Consider the following 16,132-nt stretch of genomic DNA (forward strand, 5'->3'; position numbering starts at 1 on the left):
GTAATGCGCCAGGCTTATAGCAGATCTTTCATATAAGCCTTCGATCTCAGCCGGTACGATTGGCTGACGGGTAAATGCTGACCGCCGGGAGTCCGGTTGATGAATTAATCATAATACCCTTCCTCCATCAGCCCCATTAGCGCCAGCAAACCGCCCCAGGTATACCATGGCGAACTATTGAGCTGAGGCTCGGTGCAGGTGCCGTCAATGGGCGAGTAGTTTTCGCAAACGAACCCCTGTTCGGTCCAGTTGCGTACGAAAAGGTCTACAGATTTGTCTACCAATGCTTTCCGGGCATCTTTCAGCTCCGGATAGTCGCGCATGCCTAGGTAAACCAGGAAGTTCATAGGGGGCCAAATGGCGCCTTTCCAGTACCGCTGCTTTGGAAAAAGCGGATCGTTTTTGGCAATGGAAGGCAGCACCCATTCGCCCCAGAATTCTTCTTCATTGAGTAGGTGATTACTGACCATAGACTGCGCTTGTTCAGACGATGCGGTGCGGGTGAGCAAGGGATAAAAGGATGTTGGGGAGATTCGGTCTGAGAAAGTATTTTGAATCAGGTCGTAGTTTTGGAAAAGCTGGTTCCCCTCATTCCAAAGCGCCTGAAGGTACTGCTGTAAGCGGTCTGCACGTTTTCGCAGGCGTTGGGCGTCTTCTGATTGCCCCAGGACGTCCGCCATTTTGGCTAGTACCCGGCAGTCGGCGATGTACATGGCATTCAGGCCTACATCGTGCATTTCCATGAGATTTTTCTCCGGGTCAAACTGTGCATCGAGGTACATAGGGCTATCGTCAATGCCGGTCTCCAGCATGGCAGCCTGAAGGTTGTGGTACACTTTGTCATGGAAAGGGTTTTGAGCGGGATTAGAGCCCCAGGAGAGCAGGTCGCCATTCAGGCGGTTTTCCAACCACCACTCATTCCAGCGCAACAGCCGGGGATAGACCATTTCCAGGAACCATTGGTGCGGATGTTTTTGGTAGATGTCCCAGCAGGCCAGTCCGCCTACCGGTGGCTGAGAACGGTCCCAGGCTTTGCGCCCGTTGCCCTGACTGAGGTTGCTGACAAAGCCATCAGCAGTGGCTTCCCGGAGTGCCTCCACGGCATTAGCCATAGCCAGTTCGGGGGCATCAAGCCCAATCATGTGCGCCATAAAGAAGTTGTCCCAGCCGAAAAAGACGTATCCCCCCCGGTTGATGTTCCATTGACGGTCTACGGTAGAAAATACCCGGTCCTGAACGGGATCATAAATGGTATTCCAACCCAACCCGGCTGCCATGCCTGCGTAGGCTTCAGTGAGTTTGCCGAATTGCTTGAGGTAGGCTTCGTAATCGTTCCGTTTTTCGGTTACCTTCTTTTGAATCGCAGCCAAATTAGTAGTCGTGCTGCTAATGCCCACCGCACCGCTCAGTTCAATCGCCAAAAAAGGGCTGAGGGTATTAAAGAATGGGTGATTGCTCAGTGGAGCAGAGGACCGGAATTCCAGCTTTTGATCCGGGGTTGTTATCGTTAGCGCGTCCTCCTCCCTGGAAATCTGCCCGGGCCGGTTCCAAAGTAAGCCGCCTTCCACGAGGAGTGTCGAAGTATATTCCTCGTCCAGCTCCAGAGGCGTAATGAGCAGGTAGAGGTCGTTGCCGTAAGCTGCCGATTCGATCCTCAGCTTAACTTTCCGGTATTCCACCTCCATACTCGTATAATCGCCGGAGTAGCATGACAGGCAGAAAGGAACTCGCCTTTGGGATCGGCCCATTGATCCTCAACGGCACTGGCTATGTACACCGGGCGTGGTGCAATGAGCGCGATGAGTTCATGCTGATCTGCGGGAAGGGATGCTTCATTATTGCTGTAGGTATGGAAGTTCCTGCAAAACCAATGCGGGAAGTGGTTGTTAATCCGGGCAACAGTCTCTCCGTACTGCCGTTTGGAAAGTGCTGCTCCACCGCAACCGGAGTTGTTGGAGATGACCGCCGCAAAGCGTTGATCCATTGCGCCTGCCCAAAGTGCCGTTTTGCCGAGGCGAGAGTGCCCCATAACGATAACCTTTCCTGAATCTACATCCTGATCCTCTTCCAGGTAATCCATAACACGGCTTAGCCCCCATGCCCAGGCAGAGATAGCCCCCCATTCGTTCTTCGAAGGCTGCTGTTGGCCCGCTTCGTAGAATAATGGATGAATGCCATCCTGGAAGTTATTGCGGTCCGGGTCAATCTCTCCGTAGTAAATGGTGACCAGCCCAAATCCGGCATTGATGATTTCCTCAATCGCCCAGCGGTTCACGCGTACGCCCCTGGACCGGGCGGTGAGCTTATGGTCTTCCACACCGAAACTTGCATTGTTGCGCGACCAGGCCTGAGGGATGTAAACCATCGTGTCAGTGGTGACGGTATGGTTGCCGTAGAAGTTATAGCCGAGGAATACAGGAGCTTGACCAGTGCCTTTAGGTAAATACATGAGAACGTGGCAGTCCAGGCTGCGCCCGTTTTCCTTGAAAGTTAGCTTCATCTGCTTTCGGCGGGCTATTCCGTCTAAAGCATCAACGGAAGATTCGATAAGTTCCGAAGTTACAGATTCAGGTGAGCCTGGCACTTCGCCGTAGACTTGCTGGGTAAAAAAGCTCAGCAGCTCGGGCCGCCCTGTGGATTCCCAGTCGGGTTGATTGCGAATGCGCGCTCCTTCAAAAGTCTGAAGTGGGTCCGGCAAAGTGAATTTGGGCACCTTGCTTTCATCGTAATTGGGCACAAAGGCTTTTTCAGTTTGTGCATTTAAGCAATTGATTAGAAAAGAAAAGGAGATGACTAAGCAAAGCTTTTTCATAAAATGGTCTTTTAATTAGGGGCTTTAATCTTAACCTTATCACCGCTCTTGCTTTCCAGCTTAAACAGGAGGTGGGTTGAGTTTTTCGTTTTCTCTAATACTACAGCACCTGTAACCGTTGGAGAACCAAGCTCTTCAGGCCAGCGTATTGTTTGCACCCCATCGCCAGCCGTATGGTAGGCTACTCCTGCCGCTTCGACTTCCCAACTCAAAAGCGGGCTATTCGATGCTGTAATCTGAACACCTTTTTCTCCAATGGGTAGCAGGAACGCCGCTCCACTTGCATAAGGCTGGTCCAGCGTAAACTGTAGTCGGGCTTCCTGCTCACTCAGTTCAAACGGAGTATGAAGGATTGCCCCCACGTTTTCAGTATTGATCTTTACTTTTTGGTCTAAAGCCGGCACAGGCTCGGTAGTAAAGGTGAAGACTTGCCCGGCGCCAGCCTCCGCATTGATCATGCGGTAGATTTCCGGAGAGGCGCCTACTTTGCCTTCCGCTTCCGGAGCGATATCGGTGAGGTAAGGCAGCACTTGTTTGGACAGCTCAGTCTTAGCGCCAACTTCTTGCCGGCCTTCGGCGGTCGTCAGGTCGAGTTTGCCCCAGTAACCGTGCCCGGCAATCAGGGAAGTGTGGATGTTGTAGTCCTGCGAGTCTTCCAGATCATGCGGATAATTGGCGTAGGTGAAAAGCTCCAGCGGGATAATGCCCGCAAATTCATTGGGGATGGTGCGCATCGACTGTGCCCGGTAGGGGCCATAGTCGTTGTACCCACTTGCGCCGTTGTTCATCCAAAACAGCTTGCCTTGGCTCAGTGGTGCCAGCCCGGTCATCACCCGGCGGGCTTCCGTCAGATCGACCTCAATGATCAGCTCGGGCTCATACTCGGTTAGGATGCGCATGGCTTCGGTCACATAAATAGGCAAAAGGTACTCGTACCGGGCACGTCGCTCCGAAGCAGTGTAGGTGGAATCGCCATGGTGAAGGCCGGGCAGATCGCTAAAGAAGGTATTGATGGCATCCCACTTGAAGAAGCGGGCACCCTGATCAATCAGCCGCTTACAATCTTCAATAAAAACCTGCTGAAAGGGGCCAACCATATCGAAGGCGCAGTGGTCCCATTGTGCTGTAATAGGATTACCTTCTGAGTCTTTGATGACCCACTCGGGATGGGCGCGGTAGCGTGCGCTTGTGCTGTCTACCGTAGCCGGGGATAGCCATATCCCCATCTTCATGCCGTGCTGCTCCAGTTTTTCACGAATCGGGTCAAGCCCATCGGGGAGTCTTTTAGTATTGGGCGTCCAATTACCGAATTTTTCCTGCCAGCCATCATCCAGCACAAATATATCAGCGCCAAGGTCAGCAGCGTGTTCTATTTCCCGGAAGAGATTCTCATAGGTCAGTACATCGCGCAGCTCTTCGGATGCCCGCTGCATGCCCCAGGTGTTGTAGTAAAACTCCGGTTTGCGGGAAGCCGGGTGCTCACAGATTTTGTTCAGGAGGTAGTCCCTGATAAGAGCTTTGCTGTCTTCGAGTGCAGGACCGGTATGATGAAAGTGGGCCGTCCAAACCGAGGCGTAGGGGCGCTGTGCGTCAATGGGCTCTCCATCCAGATAGGCGCCGCGCATGGCTTGCACGCTGGCGTCTATGCCTTGTGCCTGTGCTACGGCACCAATGCCCAGAAACTGAAAATCCTCGTCTTTGATTTCAAAGTTGAATACCCCTTTGGTGCCCTGCATGGCATCAACGATCCGGCCGTCTTCCGCTTTCTTTTTGATGTCGAGCAACCCGTTAGTATTGTCCTGCGAGGCGTGCTCGTAAGCCAGCCCAAAGCTCCAGTCGCTGTTATGGATAATCCGGAAAGGGCCTTTGGCAGGGCGGTCGCCGGGGGCATCAGGTGCGGCTGTCCGGACATCCGGGTAGTACATGTGATTGGACTTGCCGGGCGCGTCACCGGCTTTAGCAAAGGTGATGGGCTTATGATTCCAGCTGGCGATGCGGATTTCGGTGGTTTGGGGCTCGCCTGCCTGCTCGGTCCGTAGCCGGTACTGCGGAAAGCGGAAGTGCAGCTCCCCATCCTTTTCATTCAGGGTGAAGCGGTTTTCGGCATCGGCCAGTAACTCGAGCTTTTCCCGTACAATCGGGCTTCCGGGGAAGAGTTGCTGATGGATGAGGACCACCAAGCCTTCGGCAGGGCCGGTGGCAGCCCGGTACCGCAGTTCGTATTCGGTGCCCCCGTTGCCTATGGATCGCGATTGCTGACTTTCAAATACCCAAACCGGATCGGCAGCAGTGAGTAGCTGCCCGTTGATGACTGCTTCGAAATAGGGAAGTCCGGCAGGGTCGTTAAGGAGGGCGGCCTGTTCCTTGTCGTACAGCTCTACAGAAATGGCATCGGGCTGCCGGGGCTGGGAAAAGGTTTTGCGCAGGGCTTCGTTCTCAAACTGAAGCACAGTTGGCTCTTTGGGAGCACAGCTTTGCAAAAGAAGTAAGGTAAGACCAAACTGGAGTAGGATGTTTTTCATGTTTTCAAGTCAACTCAAGGGTGAATTAAAGATGTAGATTCGATTAAGAGTAGCATACTCATAGGTGATACTTTACCCCAAATTTGAGCAATCTATAGCTCCCATTCGAACTGATCTGCTCCCGTTTTATATCTCCCCCGTTTATCTGGTAGGCGATATCTATTTCGAATAGTTGATCGGTACCGAACAGATAATTATAATGGCCAAAGAGAGATACTTTGTCGCCAAAAAACAGTTCTAATCCCAGCCCGAGTTCGAAGAGGTTGAACGTTCTGCGGAAGCCGTAGTTGCTTTTGGTCTCTTCATCATAGGTCAATGTGGTTCCCTGCCTTGTAATTGAAAAGCTGGACTGATACAGGTCTGGTTCTTCGTATGAAGTGTTAATCCCAAAATGATAGCCTAGTACGCTTTTCAGGAATAATTTACTTTTGAAGAACTGCTTGAAGATGGGGAAATTGGTATTCAGGCGCAGGGGAATCTGGTAGACCGTAGCCCGGGGTCGGCATTCATATCAAACAACTGTCCGTCATGGCTCAGCCGGGAATGCTGACTGCGCACGCTGATTCGGTCGCCCCATTGGTTGATGATCAAACGCTCGGGCCAATGCGTGTTCTTCTCCAAAAACAAAGATTTCAGGCTTTTGCCGTCCAGGGGCTTTGGGGGATCGAAGGGAATGCCTGCAAGGTCGGCTAAAGTCGGCAGCAGGTCATGCACGCTGGCAATGGGTTGGATGGTCTTTCCGACAGGGAGCTGCCCTTTCCATTGTATCAGCAGTGGCGAACGCACCCCGCCTTCATCGGTTTTGGCTTTCCGCCCTTTCATATCACCGTTCCAGCGCCAGGAGTTAGGGCCGTTATCTGTGAGGTACAATATTATGGTGTTTTCTTCCAGGTGCAGCTTGCGGAGATGTGCGATGAGGCGCCCCACGTTCCAGTCAATATCCTCCACCATGGCGAGTGCGGCCCGGGTAAAAGTGGTGTCTTCACGTTCCGGATTTCGGTGCCGGTTTAGGAGCGGGCGGTCTTTCACCTTTTCCCACCAGTCATCCGGTACCTGCATAGGCGCGTGTGGGGTGGGGAAGGGGAGGTAGACCAGAAACGGCTTGTCCTGATGTTGTGTAATGAAATCCATAGCCCGGTTCGTCAGATCGTCAGGCAGGTAGCCATCGCCTTGAATGATTTGCCCGTTATGTTCCAGCATAGGGCTGAAGTAGCTGCCCCAGTGCCCGGAGCAAAAGCCGTAGAACTCGTCGAAGCCCCGGCAGTTGGGGTGATAGGGTGGCTGCATGCCGTTGTGCCATTTGCCAAAAGCACCGGTGGCATAGCCGACAGATTCAAAGTACTCAGGCAGCGTCTTTTCATCCAGGTCGAGCCGTTCACCACCGGCAGAAGTGGCATAAACGCCACCCCTTACCGCATATCGTCCGGTAAGTAAAGCGGCCCGTGTCGGAGAGCAAACCGGGTCAACAAAAAACCGGTCGAACTGAACCCCATTCACTGCTAAGCTGTCAATGTTTGGAGTGCTGAGATTGACATTCCCATGCAGGCTAAGATCGCCCCAGCCCTGATCATCTGCCATAATGATGATGATATTGGGCGTAGATTGGGCCTTTAACACCTGGACCAAGCAGCATGACCAGGCTATCATAAAGATAAAACCAGCGATTGTTCGGGACATCTTTAAGGGGCTTTGCAAAGATTTAATATAGAAAAAAACTATAAAATTGAGCATTGCCATCTCTGTATGTAATCAAAAGCACGGGTTTCGTCGTTGGTTATCGAAGACTACTCTATTGCACTTCGTGATGTGCAATACGTTTTGCAACTTGCACCTTATTGAAAAAATGTATCAAACCAAATATCAATATGACGCTCAGAAAGCTATTTTTTCTACTTAGCGGCGTACTTCTCGGGACCGGACTGCTGGCCCAGGACCGCGCCATTGAATTTGAACAGCTCACGCTGGATAACGGGCTGGATGTGATTCTGCATCAGGATAAAACCACACCCATTGTTGCCATTGCCGTGATGTATCATGTTGGAAGCAAAAACGAAAACCCTGACCGTACCGGGTTTGCCCACTTTTTTGAGCACCTCTTGTTTGAAGGTTCGGAAAACATCGAGCGCGGCCAGTTTGACAAGTACATTCAGGACGCTGGCGGTACGCTGAATGCCTACACCACTTCAGACGTTACCTGCTACTTTGAGATTCTGCCTTCCAATCAGCTGGAGTTGGGCATGTGGCTGGAATCCGAGCGCATGCTGCACGCTAAGGTAGAGGATAAGGGTATTGAAACCCAACGGGAGGTGGTCAAGGAAGAGATGCGGCAGCGCTACGATAACCGCCCCTACGGTACGTTCCGCATGGAAGCACTTAAGCGGGCGTTCAAAAAGCACCCCTATCAGTGGCCGACGATCGGCTCCATGGACCACCTGAATGCGGCAACGGAAGCGGACTACGTCAACTTTTACAAAGATTTCTATGTGCCTAACAACGCTGTGCTGGTCATCGCCGGAGACTTCGAAACCAAGCAGGCTAAGAAGTGGGTGAACCAATACTTTGGTACTATTCCGGCTAAGAAAGGGAGTTTTTACCGCCCGGAAATTAAGGAGCCGGCTCTGAATGGGGAAGTGCGGGACACTGTCTACGACCAAATCCAGTTACCGGCCGTTATCCATGCTTACCGCATTCCATCCATAACCGAAGATGATGCCTACGCGATTCAAATGCTCAACCGGCTGTTGTCGGAAGGGGAGAGCTCCCGCATGCGCCGTGCGCTGGTAGACGAACAGGAAAAGGCACTGGCCGTTTACAACTTTGCAGATGGTACGGAAGATCCGGGTTTATCTATGACCTTTGCCATAGCGAGTGCCGGCACAGATGCCAAAGCGCTGGAAGAAGCGATGGACGCCGAAACAGCAAAAGTCCGGGAAGAACTTATCTCTGAGCAGGAATACCAAAAGCTGCAAAATCAGATTGAAGCCAGCTTCTTTACCGATAATGCTTCTATGTTTGGTATTGCCAATAGCCTGGCCACTTACCATACCATTTACGATGATGCCAACCTGATCAACACCGAGCTGGAGAAATACAAGGCAGTAACCCGGGAGGACCTCCAACGGGTAGCAAAAAAATACTTGGTGCCCGGCAACCGGGTTGCGCTTTACTATTTGCCCAAGCCGGCTCAGCCGTAAGCAGTCCCCAAAACCTAATTGTTAAGTCAAAATCTGAATCAAGATATGAATTTCAAATCCCTATTATACCTCGTTATCGCGCTATTGGGTACGACCGCTATACAGGCGCAAGACGAAGACTTTCGTAAGAAAGCACCGGAAGGCGGCCCACCGCCCCGGATTGAGTTTGGCGAATACCAGCAATTTAAGCTGGACAATGGCCTGGAAGTGATCGTAGTGGAAAACCACAAGTTGCCTAAAGTGACTTTCCAGCTTCTGGTCGACGTGCCCCCAACCGCCGAAGGCGACAAGGTAGGTATGGCAAGTATGGCTGGCGAAATGCTGAGCCGCGGTACAGCAAACCGTACCAAAAATGAAATCGATGAAACCGTTGACTTTATGGGGGCAAGTCTCTCCACAAGCAGCGGAGGTGCCTATGCTACAGCCTTGAGCAAGCATAAGGAAACCCTCATAGAGCTCATGGCGGATGCTGTGCTCAACCCAAGCTTCCCGGAGGCAGAATTTGAGAAGCTGCTACAACAGCGGCTTTCTGCACTTGCTCTTCAGACTTCTGATCCCAGCTATATTTCTTCCACCGTCTCGGATGTACTCACCTTTGGTGAAGACCATCCTTACGGTGAAATAGAAACCAGGGAAACGCTGGAAAATATTAAGCTGGAAGACCTGAAGGAATACTATAACGAAAACTTCAAGCCTAACATTAGTTACCTGGCTTTTATCGGCGACATCAACGCGGATGAAGCCAGGGCGCTGGCCGAGACCTACTTCGGGAAATGGGAAAAAGGTAATGTAGCCCGGGCGTTTTACCCCCGTCCTAAAGCGCCGGATGCCACTCAGGTGGCGTTGATAAACAAAGATGGCGCAACGCAGTCGATCCTCAATATCACCTACCCGGTCAATCTGAAGCCCGGCACGGATGATGCGATTGTCGCAAACGTATTGAACACCATTTTGGGCGGAGGGCTGCTGTCCAGCCGTTTGAATCAAAACATCCGCGAGGATAAAGGGTATTCTTACGGCGTACGCTCAACGCTGCAGTACGATAAAATCATCGGCTACTTTGCCGCCGGCGGTAATGTTCGTAATGAAGTGACAGACAGCGCAGTGGTCGAGATGTTAGGCGAGCTCGAAAAGCTGCGCACCGAGGCTGTGCCGGAGCAAGAGCTCAACAGTGTGAAAAGTTTCATTTTTGGCAGTTTTGCCCGAAGCACGGAGCGACCGGAGACCGTTGCCCGTTTTGCACTGAATATTGCCCGGTACAAGCTTCCGAAAGATTACTATGCTACCTATCTGGAGCGCGTACAGGCTGTTACGCAGGCAGACCTCACAGCGGCTGCTCAGAAATATTTGCTGCCGGGCCAGGCCTACGTCGTTGTCGTAGGGAATGCCGGCGAAGTGGCTGAGCCGCTAGAGCGTGTGGCTCCCGTGATAATGTACGACAATCAGGGGCGCCCACTCGACAAAGCCGGCCTGAGTGTGCCAGAAGGCCTGAAAGCTATGGATGTGATTGCGCAATATATTGAAGCGCTCGGTGGCCGTGAAAAGCTGGAAAGCGTGGAAGATATGAGCATGACCATGGGCGCTACTATTCAGGGTATGGCCCTGACCATGAAAATGAAGCAGAAAGCAACCGGCAAAATGGCCATGACGGTAGAGATGAACGGGTCTGTAGTCAACGAAACCCGCTACGACGGTGAAAGAGCGATGGTCAGCGCTATGGGGCAAAAGCAAATCCTCGAGGGAGAAGATGCCGATGCATTCAAATCGCAGGCGATGATCCACCCGGAACTGGCGTACGACAAAAAAGGCTATGAGCTCAAACTTACGGGAGCAGAAAAAGTGGATGGCGAGCCAGCTTATAAAATTGAAATTATCAGCCCTGATGGGAGTAAGAGTACTGAATATTTTTCAATCGAAAGCGGGCTGAAGCTAAAGACGGTAACCACGCAGGATGGGCCGCAGGGTTCAGTTACTATCACTAACCGATTTAGTGACTACCGGGAAGTGGAGGGGATGATGGTCCCGTTCCAAACCGAATCAGAAGGCATGGCCCCTGTACCACTGACGATGAAAGTGGAGGAGGTAAACATCAACACAGGGCTTGAAGACGACTTCTTCAAGGTGGACAAGGAATAGCATTATCCTTATTATACTCCCTCCGGTTACGAGAGGTGTAATTTGTAAGGGGAGTATATACTAGGTGCGAATAACCCTGGTTGCCTCATGGTGGCAGCTGGGGTTATTTTTATTGTAACCAAAGGTAATTGTTGCATTCTGGTAAAGAAGCTGTATTTATCCCAGGCTTGCACTTTGTGGCAGTAGGCATTTGTCGTATAATTGCCGCTAAGCGCAAAAACAGCAATAATGATTCAGGTCTACGTCACCGGAGGTACTTTTGATAAAGAGTACAACTATATATCAGGGAGTCTCTTTTTCCGGGATACCCATTTACCCAGTATGTTCGAGCGGGGCAGATGTACGCTTGATGTGAATATCAAGACGCTGATGATGATCGACAGTATGGAGATGATGGAAGAGGACCGGGAAATTATTGCCTACAACTGTCAGCGTTGCCCGTATGATAAAATTCTTATTACGCACGGTACCGATAAGGTAGTGGAAACGGCACAATTTCTGGCCGGGCGGAATATCGAAGGGAAAACCATAGTGCTTACCGGTGCAATGATTCCCTATGCTTTCGGGACTTCTTCGGATGGCTTTTTCAACTTGGGCAGTGCCCTGGCTTTTGTACAAACGTTGCAGCCGGGCGTATATGTATCCATGAACGGGCGGTATTTTCACTGGGATAATGTCGTGAAGAATAAAAAGACTGGTTTTTTTGAGGAATTAAACAACTAGTAAAATGGATTATTTGGGCTTGCTCATGGAGTTGATATTCCTGGCTTTTGGTATTTACCTTTACCTGTTTAGCATAGGCCGGGTACAGGCGGGCGATCCTGAGTCCAGGAAAAAAGCAGAAGCATTCCGGCAGCGCAATGCCTGGTGGATGCGGATCGGTGCCCTCGCAATCATCGCGATTATGGTGGTCAATCTTTACTTGCATTTCCTGCAACTCAGCGGGAAGTAAGTAAAAAATAAAGGGCGTTTCCTAAAGGGTTTGCCAGAAGAGAGCCCTCCATCGTCAGCATAATTTCTTAATATTGCAATGAAAAAAGTATAATTTGTCAGCGTTCAGGAGCCGCTGGCGATTATACCCAAAACAAAATCCTGAAAATCACATCACACCTTCAATATGAAAAAAACAACGCTGATCCTACTAAGCCTTTTTTGCTTCGGGGCTTATACAACACTATGGGCTCAAGATGATGCTTCCGGTTTTTATGATACCGGCACCATTCAGGAAATCAAAATCAGATTTGAGCAGGAGAACTGGCGCTATGTACTGGATTCTCTGCGCTTCAACGGTGACGGCTTGCTCTTCGGCAGCGTTGAAATTAACGGGCAAAAGTTTGATGATATTGGGGTACGTTACCGTGAAAGCCGTTCCTTCCAGCCAGGGAACAAGCGCAATAGCCTCTACCTGAAGCTCAATTATATCGACAAGGAACAGAATTACCAGGGGCGGGGCACCGTCAAACTTTCCAGTGCACTGAGAGACCCTAGCATGGTGCGTGAAGTATTTGGCTATGAAATTGCACGCCGTTACATGCCTGCACCACTTGCCAATTATGCGCGTGTGATGGTCAATGGCGAGTACTATGGCTTGTTTGTGAATGTGGAGCCGATTGATGATGCTTTTCTCAAGCGCAACTATGGCACAGATGAGGGTACTTTCATCCGCTGCGCGCCAAATCTTGTGGAAAATGAACCTGCTGGGTGCAAGGCAGATGTGTTCGGCAGCCTGCAGTTTGACGAAAGTGCCAAGTGTTACCTTCATAACTTCCAGCTACTCTCGGAAAGCGGGTGGGATGACCTCATTGAGCTGACCTACCTGCTGAACAAAAAGCCGGATGAGGTGCATCGTGTGCTTAACGTAGACCAGGCCCTTTGGATGCTGGCCTACAATAACGTATTGGCTAACCTGAGCAGCTACACCGGCCGTTACAGCGAAAACTATTACCTCTACCGCGATGATCAGGGGCGGTTCAATCCTATAGTATTTGACCTTAACCTCTGTTTCGGCAGCTACAAAAACACAGGTGTAGGCTCCGACCTTAAGCTGAAATACCTGCAGGAGATGGACCCTCTGCTGCACGTCAATAATGCAGATAAGCCACTGATTAGTCAGCTGCTCAAGGATGAGCACTACAGGAAAATGTACCTCGACCACATCCGTACTATCGTGAATGAGGTCTTCCGCAAAGACCAGTACCTGGAGCGGGTTAAAGAACTGCAAGCCCTTATCCGGGAAGACTTTGAAGCAGACAAAAACCGGTATTACTCCATGGAAGACTTCGACAACAGCCTCACCGAAACGATTGGCAAGCGCAGCCGTATTCCTGGTTTGCAGGAACTAATGACGCCCCGTACGGATTTCCTCAAGCAGGACGTTGTTTTAGCTGTTATCCCTCCAATGGTTAGTGATGTTACGGTCAGTTCCCGCGAGCAATTTTCTGCTGAACGGGTCACAGAGTTTAAAATCCAGGCCAAAGTAGAGAAGTTTCCCACGGAGGTGGCTTTATTTTACCGTCACGACGCTGCTCAACCCTTCAAGCGGGTAGACATGGCAGACGATGGCCGGCATAATGATGGCGAAGCGGGGGATGGTGTCTTTGGGGCGGTTGTGAATCCGGAAGGGGGAGCTACCGCAATCCAATACTACATCTACGCCGAAAATGCCCGGGCGGCAAACTTCAGCCCGTCCCGCTATATGTTTGAGCAGCACACCGCTACCTTAGAAGAATTAAATAACTAAAGCTTACGAATAATTTGGTGCATGCCTGTAGGTTTTGCCGCCAGAATTCCTGAATTTGCGAAGCAAGCAGCTACTGTTTGCTTCGCAATTTTCTTTTGATAGGGTTCAATTGACCAAATCTATGCAACAACTTCTCTTACTTTTTCTGTTTGCTTTGATATACGCGGCTCCGGTTATCGGGCAGGATACCGAAATCGATATTTACGACCCGGACTCCATCCGGGAGGTCCGCATCTATTTTGAGGAAGACAACTGGGACGATATCCTTGACTCACTCAAACAAGCCGGGCTGGATCAGCGCTTGATTGCCACAGTAAAGTTTGCAGGGGAAACCTATGAGGGGGCAGGAGTCCGCTATAAGGGCAACAGCTCCTACTTCAACGTCAGGAAAAATGACTACGCCAAGCTGCCCTTTAATATTGATGTTAATGAGACCCACAAAGACCGGAAAATGCCCGGGGGCTACGATAAGCTCAAGCTGAGCAATGTTTTCCGGGACCCTTCCTTTCTTAGGGAAGCATTGTCCTACAAAATCGCCAACCGGTACATGGTCTCGCCACGGGCCAATTACGTTCGCGTGTTTATCAATGATGAGTACTTTGGGCTCTACAACAACACGGAGTCTGTTGACGAGGAATTGCTCGAACGCTTCTTTGGCAGTGATTACGAAGACGAGACTGGGGTACTGTTTAAATGTGACCCGGTTTGGAGCTATGAAGCACCCGAAGGCTGCGCAGAAGGGGAAAAGTCGTCCCTGGAATACCTCGGCCCTGATCCGGATTGCTATAAAGGTAATTATGAGATCAAATCGGATTCCGGATGGGCACAGCTGGTAGCCCTTACAGATATACTGAATAATCACCCTGAAAAAATCGACTCTGTACTCGCGGTGGATGAAGCACTCTGGATGCTGGCGTTCAATATCACACTGGTCAATCTGGACAGCTACACCGGGCGTTTTTGCCACAACTATTACCTCTATCAGGATGAAGACGGTGTCTTCCACCCCATCATCTGGGACCTCAACCTTTCATTTGGCGGTTTTCGCTACGATGGACTGGGCAAGCCCCTTGGGCTGGAGGACATGCAGACCCTGAGCCCATTTATCCACTATAAGCAAAAAAATAAAAAGCGGCCTCTTATTACGGAACTGCTCGGCAATGACTTGTACCGCAAAATGTACGCTGCTCATATCCGAACCATCGTTCAGGACTTCTTCGCCGACAGCACTTACCTTTACGAGGGCATGCGCATTCAGGAACGGATCCGCCCATTTGTAGAGGCGGATTCCAACAAGCTCTATAACGTGGAAGCTTTTGAGAAAAACCTCTACGAGTCAGCAAGGGCCAATAAAGTCAACATCGTGGGGATCACAGAGCTTATGGAGCCCCGGGCTGAATATTTGCAAAATCATCCTCTGATAGGACATGAGCCCCCAAAAATTGATACCATTGAGTATATCGATGTGGGGGACGAGGCCATTTTTGCCACTCGCCTGGAAGGGGCAACACGAGCCTGGCTGTTCTACAGGAACGGTACCCGGGGCAACTTCAGGGCGGTTGAAATGTTAGACGATGGAGCGAGCGGGGATGAAATGGCCGAGGATCAGGTCTTCGGCGTCATTGTCTCCCATCAGGATAAAGAGCAGCCCATTCAGTACTTTGTGGTTGCCGAAAACGACCGGACGGCTGCCCTTTCGCCTGAGCGCGCTTCATTCGAATACCATACAACGGCTACCACAGATGCCACTGATTAAAGAATCGACTTACAAGCGGGCGCCCCGTTATCAGTTTAACGGGCACCTTCAGACGGTGCTCCCTGCTATTTTGCGCAGGGTGCAGACGACCTATGAGCGGGAGCGACTAACGCTCTCTGATGGTGATTTTGTCGACCTCGACTGGGTGGACAACAGAAGCCGCAATTTGGTGCTCTTGTCCCACGGGCTGGAAGGCAACAGCGAACGCCACTACATGATGGGTATGGCCAATCGATTTTCGGAGGAAGGCTGGGATGTGCTGGCCTGGAACTGCCGCTCTTGTTCCGGAGAGATGAACCGGAAATTCCGCCTCTACAATCATGGCGAGATCGGTGACATTGGCGAAGTAATCGGACATGCGCTCCAAACCAAAAACTACGAAAAAGTCCTGCTCATTGGCTTCAGCATGGGAGGGAGCATTCTTATGAAATACCTTGGCGTTCATGGTAAAGCAGTTCCGGAAGCCGTAATTGGCGGAGTTGCCTTTTCTTCCCCCTGTGACCTTAAAGCCAGTGTAGATGCTTTGGAACTCCCTGGCAATGGCTTCTACAAGCGCCGCTTCTTCAAGAGTCTGAGCAGGAAGGTAACAGATAAGGCTGCGGATTTTCCCGGCCGCCTGGATATATCAAAGTTGGATGAAGTGGGGCACTGGCGCGACTTCGATGAGCACTATTCCGCACCCCTTGGCGGTTATGAGGACGCGGCAGATTTCTACCGGCAGGCCTCCGCTAAAAACTTCATGGGCGGTACCGACCGGCCCATTTTGCTGGTCAATGCCGGTAATGATCCAATTTTGCCCCCGGCTTGCTCACCTGCAGAACTTTGCAAAGACCACCCCAAGCTCTTCCTTGAGCGTCCGGGAAGCGGTGGCCACGTTGGATTTACGCTGCCCGGAAAACCCTATGCCTGGTCTGAGTACCGGGCAATACAGTTCTTGCAGGATCACTTAAACTGACCGGGGGCTAAATTTCG

11 protein-coding genes are annotated in these 16,132 nt (G+C 51.1%); 7 read left to right on the forward strand and 4 right to left on the reverse strand.

Annotated elements, in window-relative coordinates; all coding sequences use genetic code 11:
* Window positions 1-104: 104 nt before the first annotated feature.
* The 4 genes from IX84_RS31375 to IX84_RS22045 all read right to left on the reverse strand — a co-directional run bounded on the left by IX84_RS31375 (window position 105) and on the right by IX84_RS22045 (window position 7,011).
* Window positions 105-1,685 (reverse strand): MGH1-like glycoside hydrolase domain-containing protein, encoded by a 1,581-nt coding sequence (locus tag IX84_RS31375; RefSeq protein ID WP_052516302.1) that lies wholly within the window; start codon window positions 1,683-1,685, stop codon window positions 105-107.
* The gene (locus tag IX84_RS22030; protein ID WP_052516303.1) at window positions 1,655-2,812 is read right to left on the reverse strand and encodes an alpha/beta hydrolase family protein; all 1,158 of its coding nucleotides are present in this window, start codon (window positions 2,810-2,812) and stop codon (window positions 1,655-1,657) included. Before IX84_RS22030 ends, IX84_RS31375 begins: the two co-directional genes overlap by 31 nt.
* 11 nt (window positions 2,813-2,823) lie before the next feature.
* Complete coding sequence (locus IX84_RS22035) at window positions 2,824-5,334, reverse strand: alpha-galactosidase (RefSeq protein WP_044225980.1); 2,511 nt, start codon at window positions 5,332-5,334, stop codon at window positions 2,824-2,826.
* A gap of 462 nt (window positions 5,335-5,796) precedes the next feature.
* Complete coding sequence (locus IX84_RS22045) at window positions 5,797-7,011, reverse strand: arylsulfatase (protein ID WP_202965283.1); 1,215 nt, start codon at window positions 7,009-7,011, stop codon at window positions 5,797-5,799.
* A gap of 188 nt (window positions 7,012-7,199) precedes the next feature.
* On the opposite strand from IX84_RS22045, the gene IX84_RS22050 reads away from it, so the two are divergent.
* From IX84_RS22050 to IX84_RS22080, 7 genes are all read left to right on the forward strand, one after another.
* A complete protein-coding gene (locus IX84_RS22050) occupies window positions 7,200-8,528 on the forward strand; it encodes a M16 family metallopeptidase (RefSeq protein ID WP_044225986.1) in 1,329 nt (442 codons plus the stop codon).
* A 45-nt stretch (window positions 8,529-8,573) separates the two neighbouring features.
* Window positions 8,574-10,664 (forward strand): insulinase family protein, encoded by a 2,091-nt coding sequence (locus IX84_RS22055; protein ID WP_052516305.1) that lies wholly within the window; start codon window positions 8,574-8,576, stop codon window positions 10,662-10,664.
* A gap of 228 nt (window positions 10,665-10,892) precedes the next feature.
* On the forward strand, window positions 10,893-11,387 hold the full coding sequence (locus IX84_RS22060) for an asparaginase domain-containing protein (protein ID WP_044225989.1): 495 nt from the start codon (window positions 10,893-10,895) through the stop codon (window positions 11,385-11,387).
* A gap of 4 nt (window positions 11,388-11,391) precedes the next feature.
* On the forward strand, window positions 11,392-11,616 hold the full coding sequence (locus tag IX84_RS22065; protein WP_044225992.1) for a hypothetical protein: 225 nt from the start codon (window positions 11,392-11,394) through the stop codon (window positions 11,614-11,616).
* A gap of 165 nt (window positions 11,617-11,781) precedes the next feature.
* Window positions 11,782-13,404, forward strand: coding sequence for a CotH kinase family protein (locus IX84_RS22070; protein WP_044225994.1), 1,623 nt, complete (start codon window positions 11,782-11,784; stop codon window positions 13,402-13,404).
* A 121-nt stretch (window positions 13,405-13,525) separates the two neighbouring features.
* The gene (locus IX84_RS22075; protein WP_152605195.1) at window positions 13,526-15,160 is read left to right on the forward strand and encodes a CotH kinase family protein; all 1,635 of its coding nucleotides are present in this window, start codon (window positions 13,526-13,528) and stop codon (window positions 15,158-15,160) included.
* The gene (locus IX84_RS22080; protein WP_044226000.1) at window positions 15,147-16,115 is read left to right on the forward strand and encodes a YheT family hydrolase; all 969 of its coding nucleotides are present in this window, start codon (window positions 15,147-15,149) and stop codon (window positions 16,113-16,115) included. Before IX84_RS22075 ends, IX84_RS22080 begins: the two co-directional genes overlap by 14 nt.
* Window positions 16,116-16,132 lie beyond the last annotated feature (17 nt).

Source organism: Phaeodactylibacter xiamenensis (assembly GCF_000759025.1).
In the GTDB taxonomy this organism is placed as follows: domain Bacteria; phylum Bacteroidota; class Bacteroidia; order Chitinophagales; family Saprospiraceae; genus Phaeodactylibacter; species Phaeodactylibacter xiamenensis.

What these genes read in the sequence shown, in the direction of transcription:
- IX84_RS31375 (WP_052516302.1), bottom strand. Translation starts at nt 1,685, where the DNA reads ATGGAGGTGGAATACCGGAAAGTTAAGCTGAGGATCGAATCGGCAGCT.
- IX84_RS22030 (WP_052516303.1), bottom strand. Translation starts at nt 2,812, where the DNA reads ATGAAAAAGCTTTGCTTAGTCATCTCCTTTTCTTTTCTAATCAATTGC.
- IX84_RS22035 (WP_044225980.1), bottom strand. Translation starts at nt 5,334, where the DNA reads ATGAAAAACATCCTACTCCAGTTTGGTCTTACCTTACTTCTTTTGCAA.
- IX84_RS22045 (WP_202965283.1), bottom strand. Translation starts at nt 7,011, where the DNA reads ATGTCCCGAACAATCGCTGGTTTTATCTTTATGATAGCCTGGTCATGC.
- IX84_RS22050 (WP_044225986.1), top strand. Translation starts at nt 7,200, where the DNA reads ATGACGCTCAGAAAGCTATTTTTTCTACTTAGCGGCGTACTTCTCGGG.
- IX84_RS22055 (WP_052516305.1), top strand. Translation starts at nt 8,574, where the DNA reads ATGAATTTCAAATCCCTATTATACCTCGTTATCGCGCTATTGGGTACG.
- IX84_RS22060 (WP_044225989.1), top strand. Translation starts at nt 10,893, where the DNA reads ATGATTCAGGTCTACGTCACCGGAGGTACTTTTGATAAAGAGTACAAC.
- IX84_RS22065 (WP_044225992.1), top strand. Translation starts at nt 11,392, where the DNA reads ATGGATTATTTGGGCTTGCTCATGGAGTTGATATTCCTGGCTTTTGGT.
- IX84_RS22070 (WP_044225994.1), top strand. Translation starts at nt 11,782, where the DNA reads ATGAAAAAAACAACGCTGATCCTACTAAGCCTTTTTTGCTTCGGGGCT.
- IX84_RS22075 (WP_152605195.1), top strand. Translation starts at nt 13,526, where the DNA reads ATGCAACAACTTCTCTTACTTTTTCTGTTTGCTTTGATATACGCGGCT.
- IX84_RS22080 (WP_044226000.1), top strand. Translation starts at nt 15,147, where the DNA reads ATGCCACTGATTAAAGAATCGACTTACAAGCGGGCGCCCCGTTATCAG.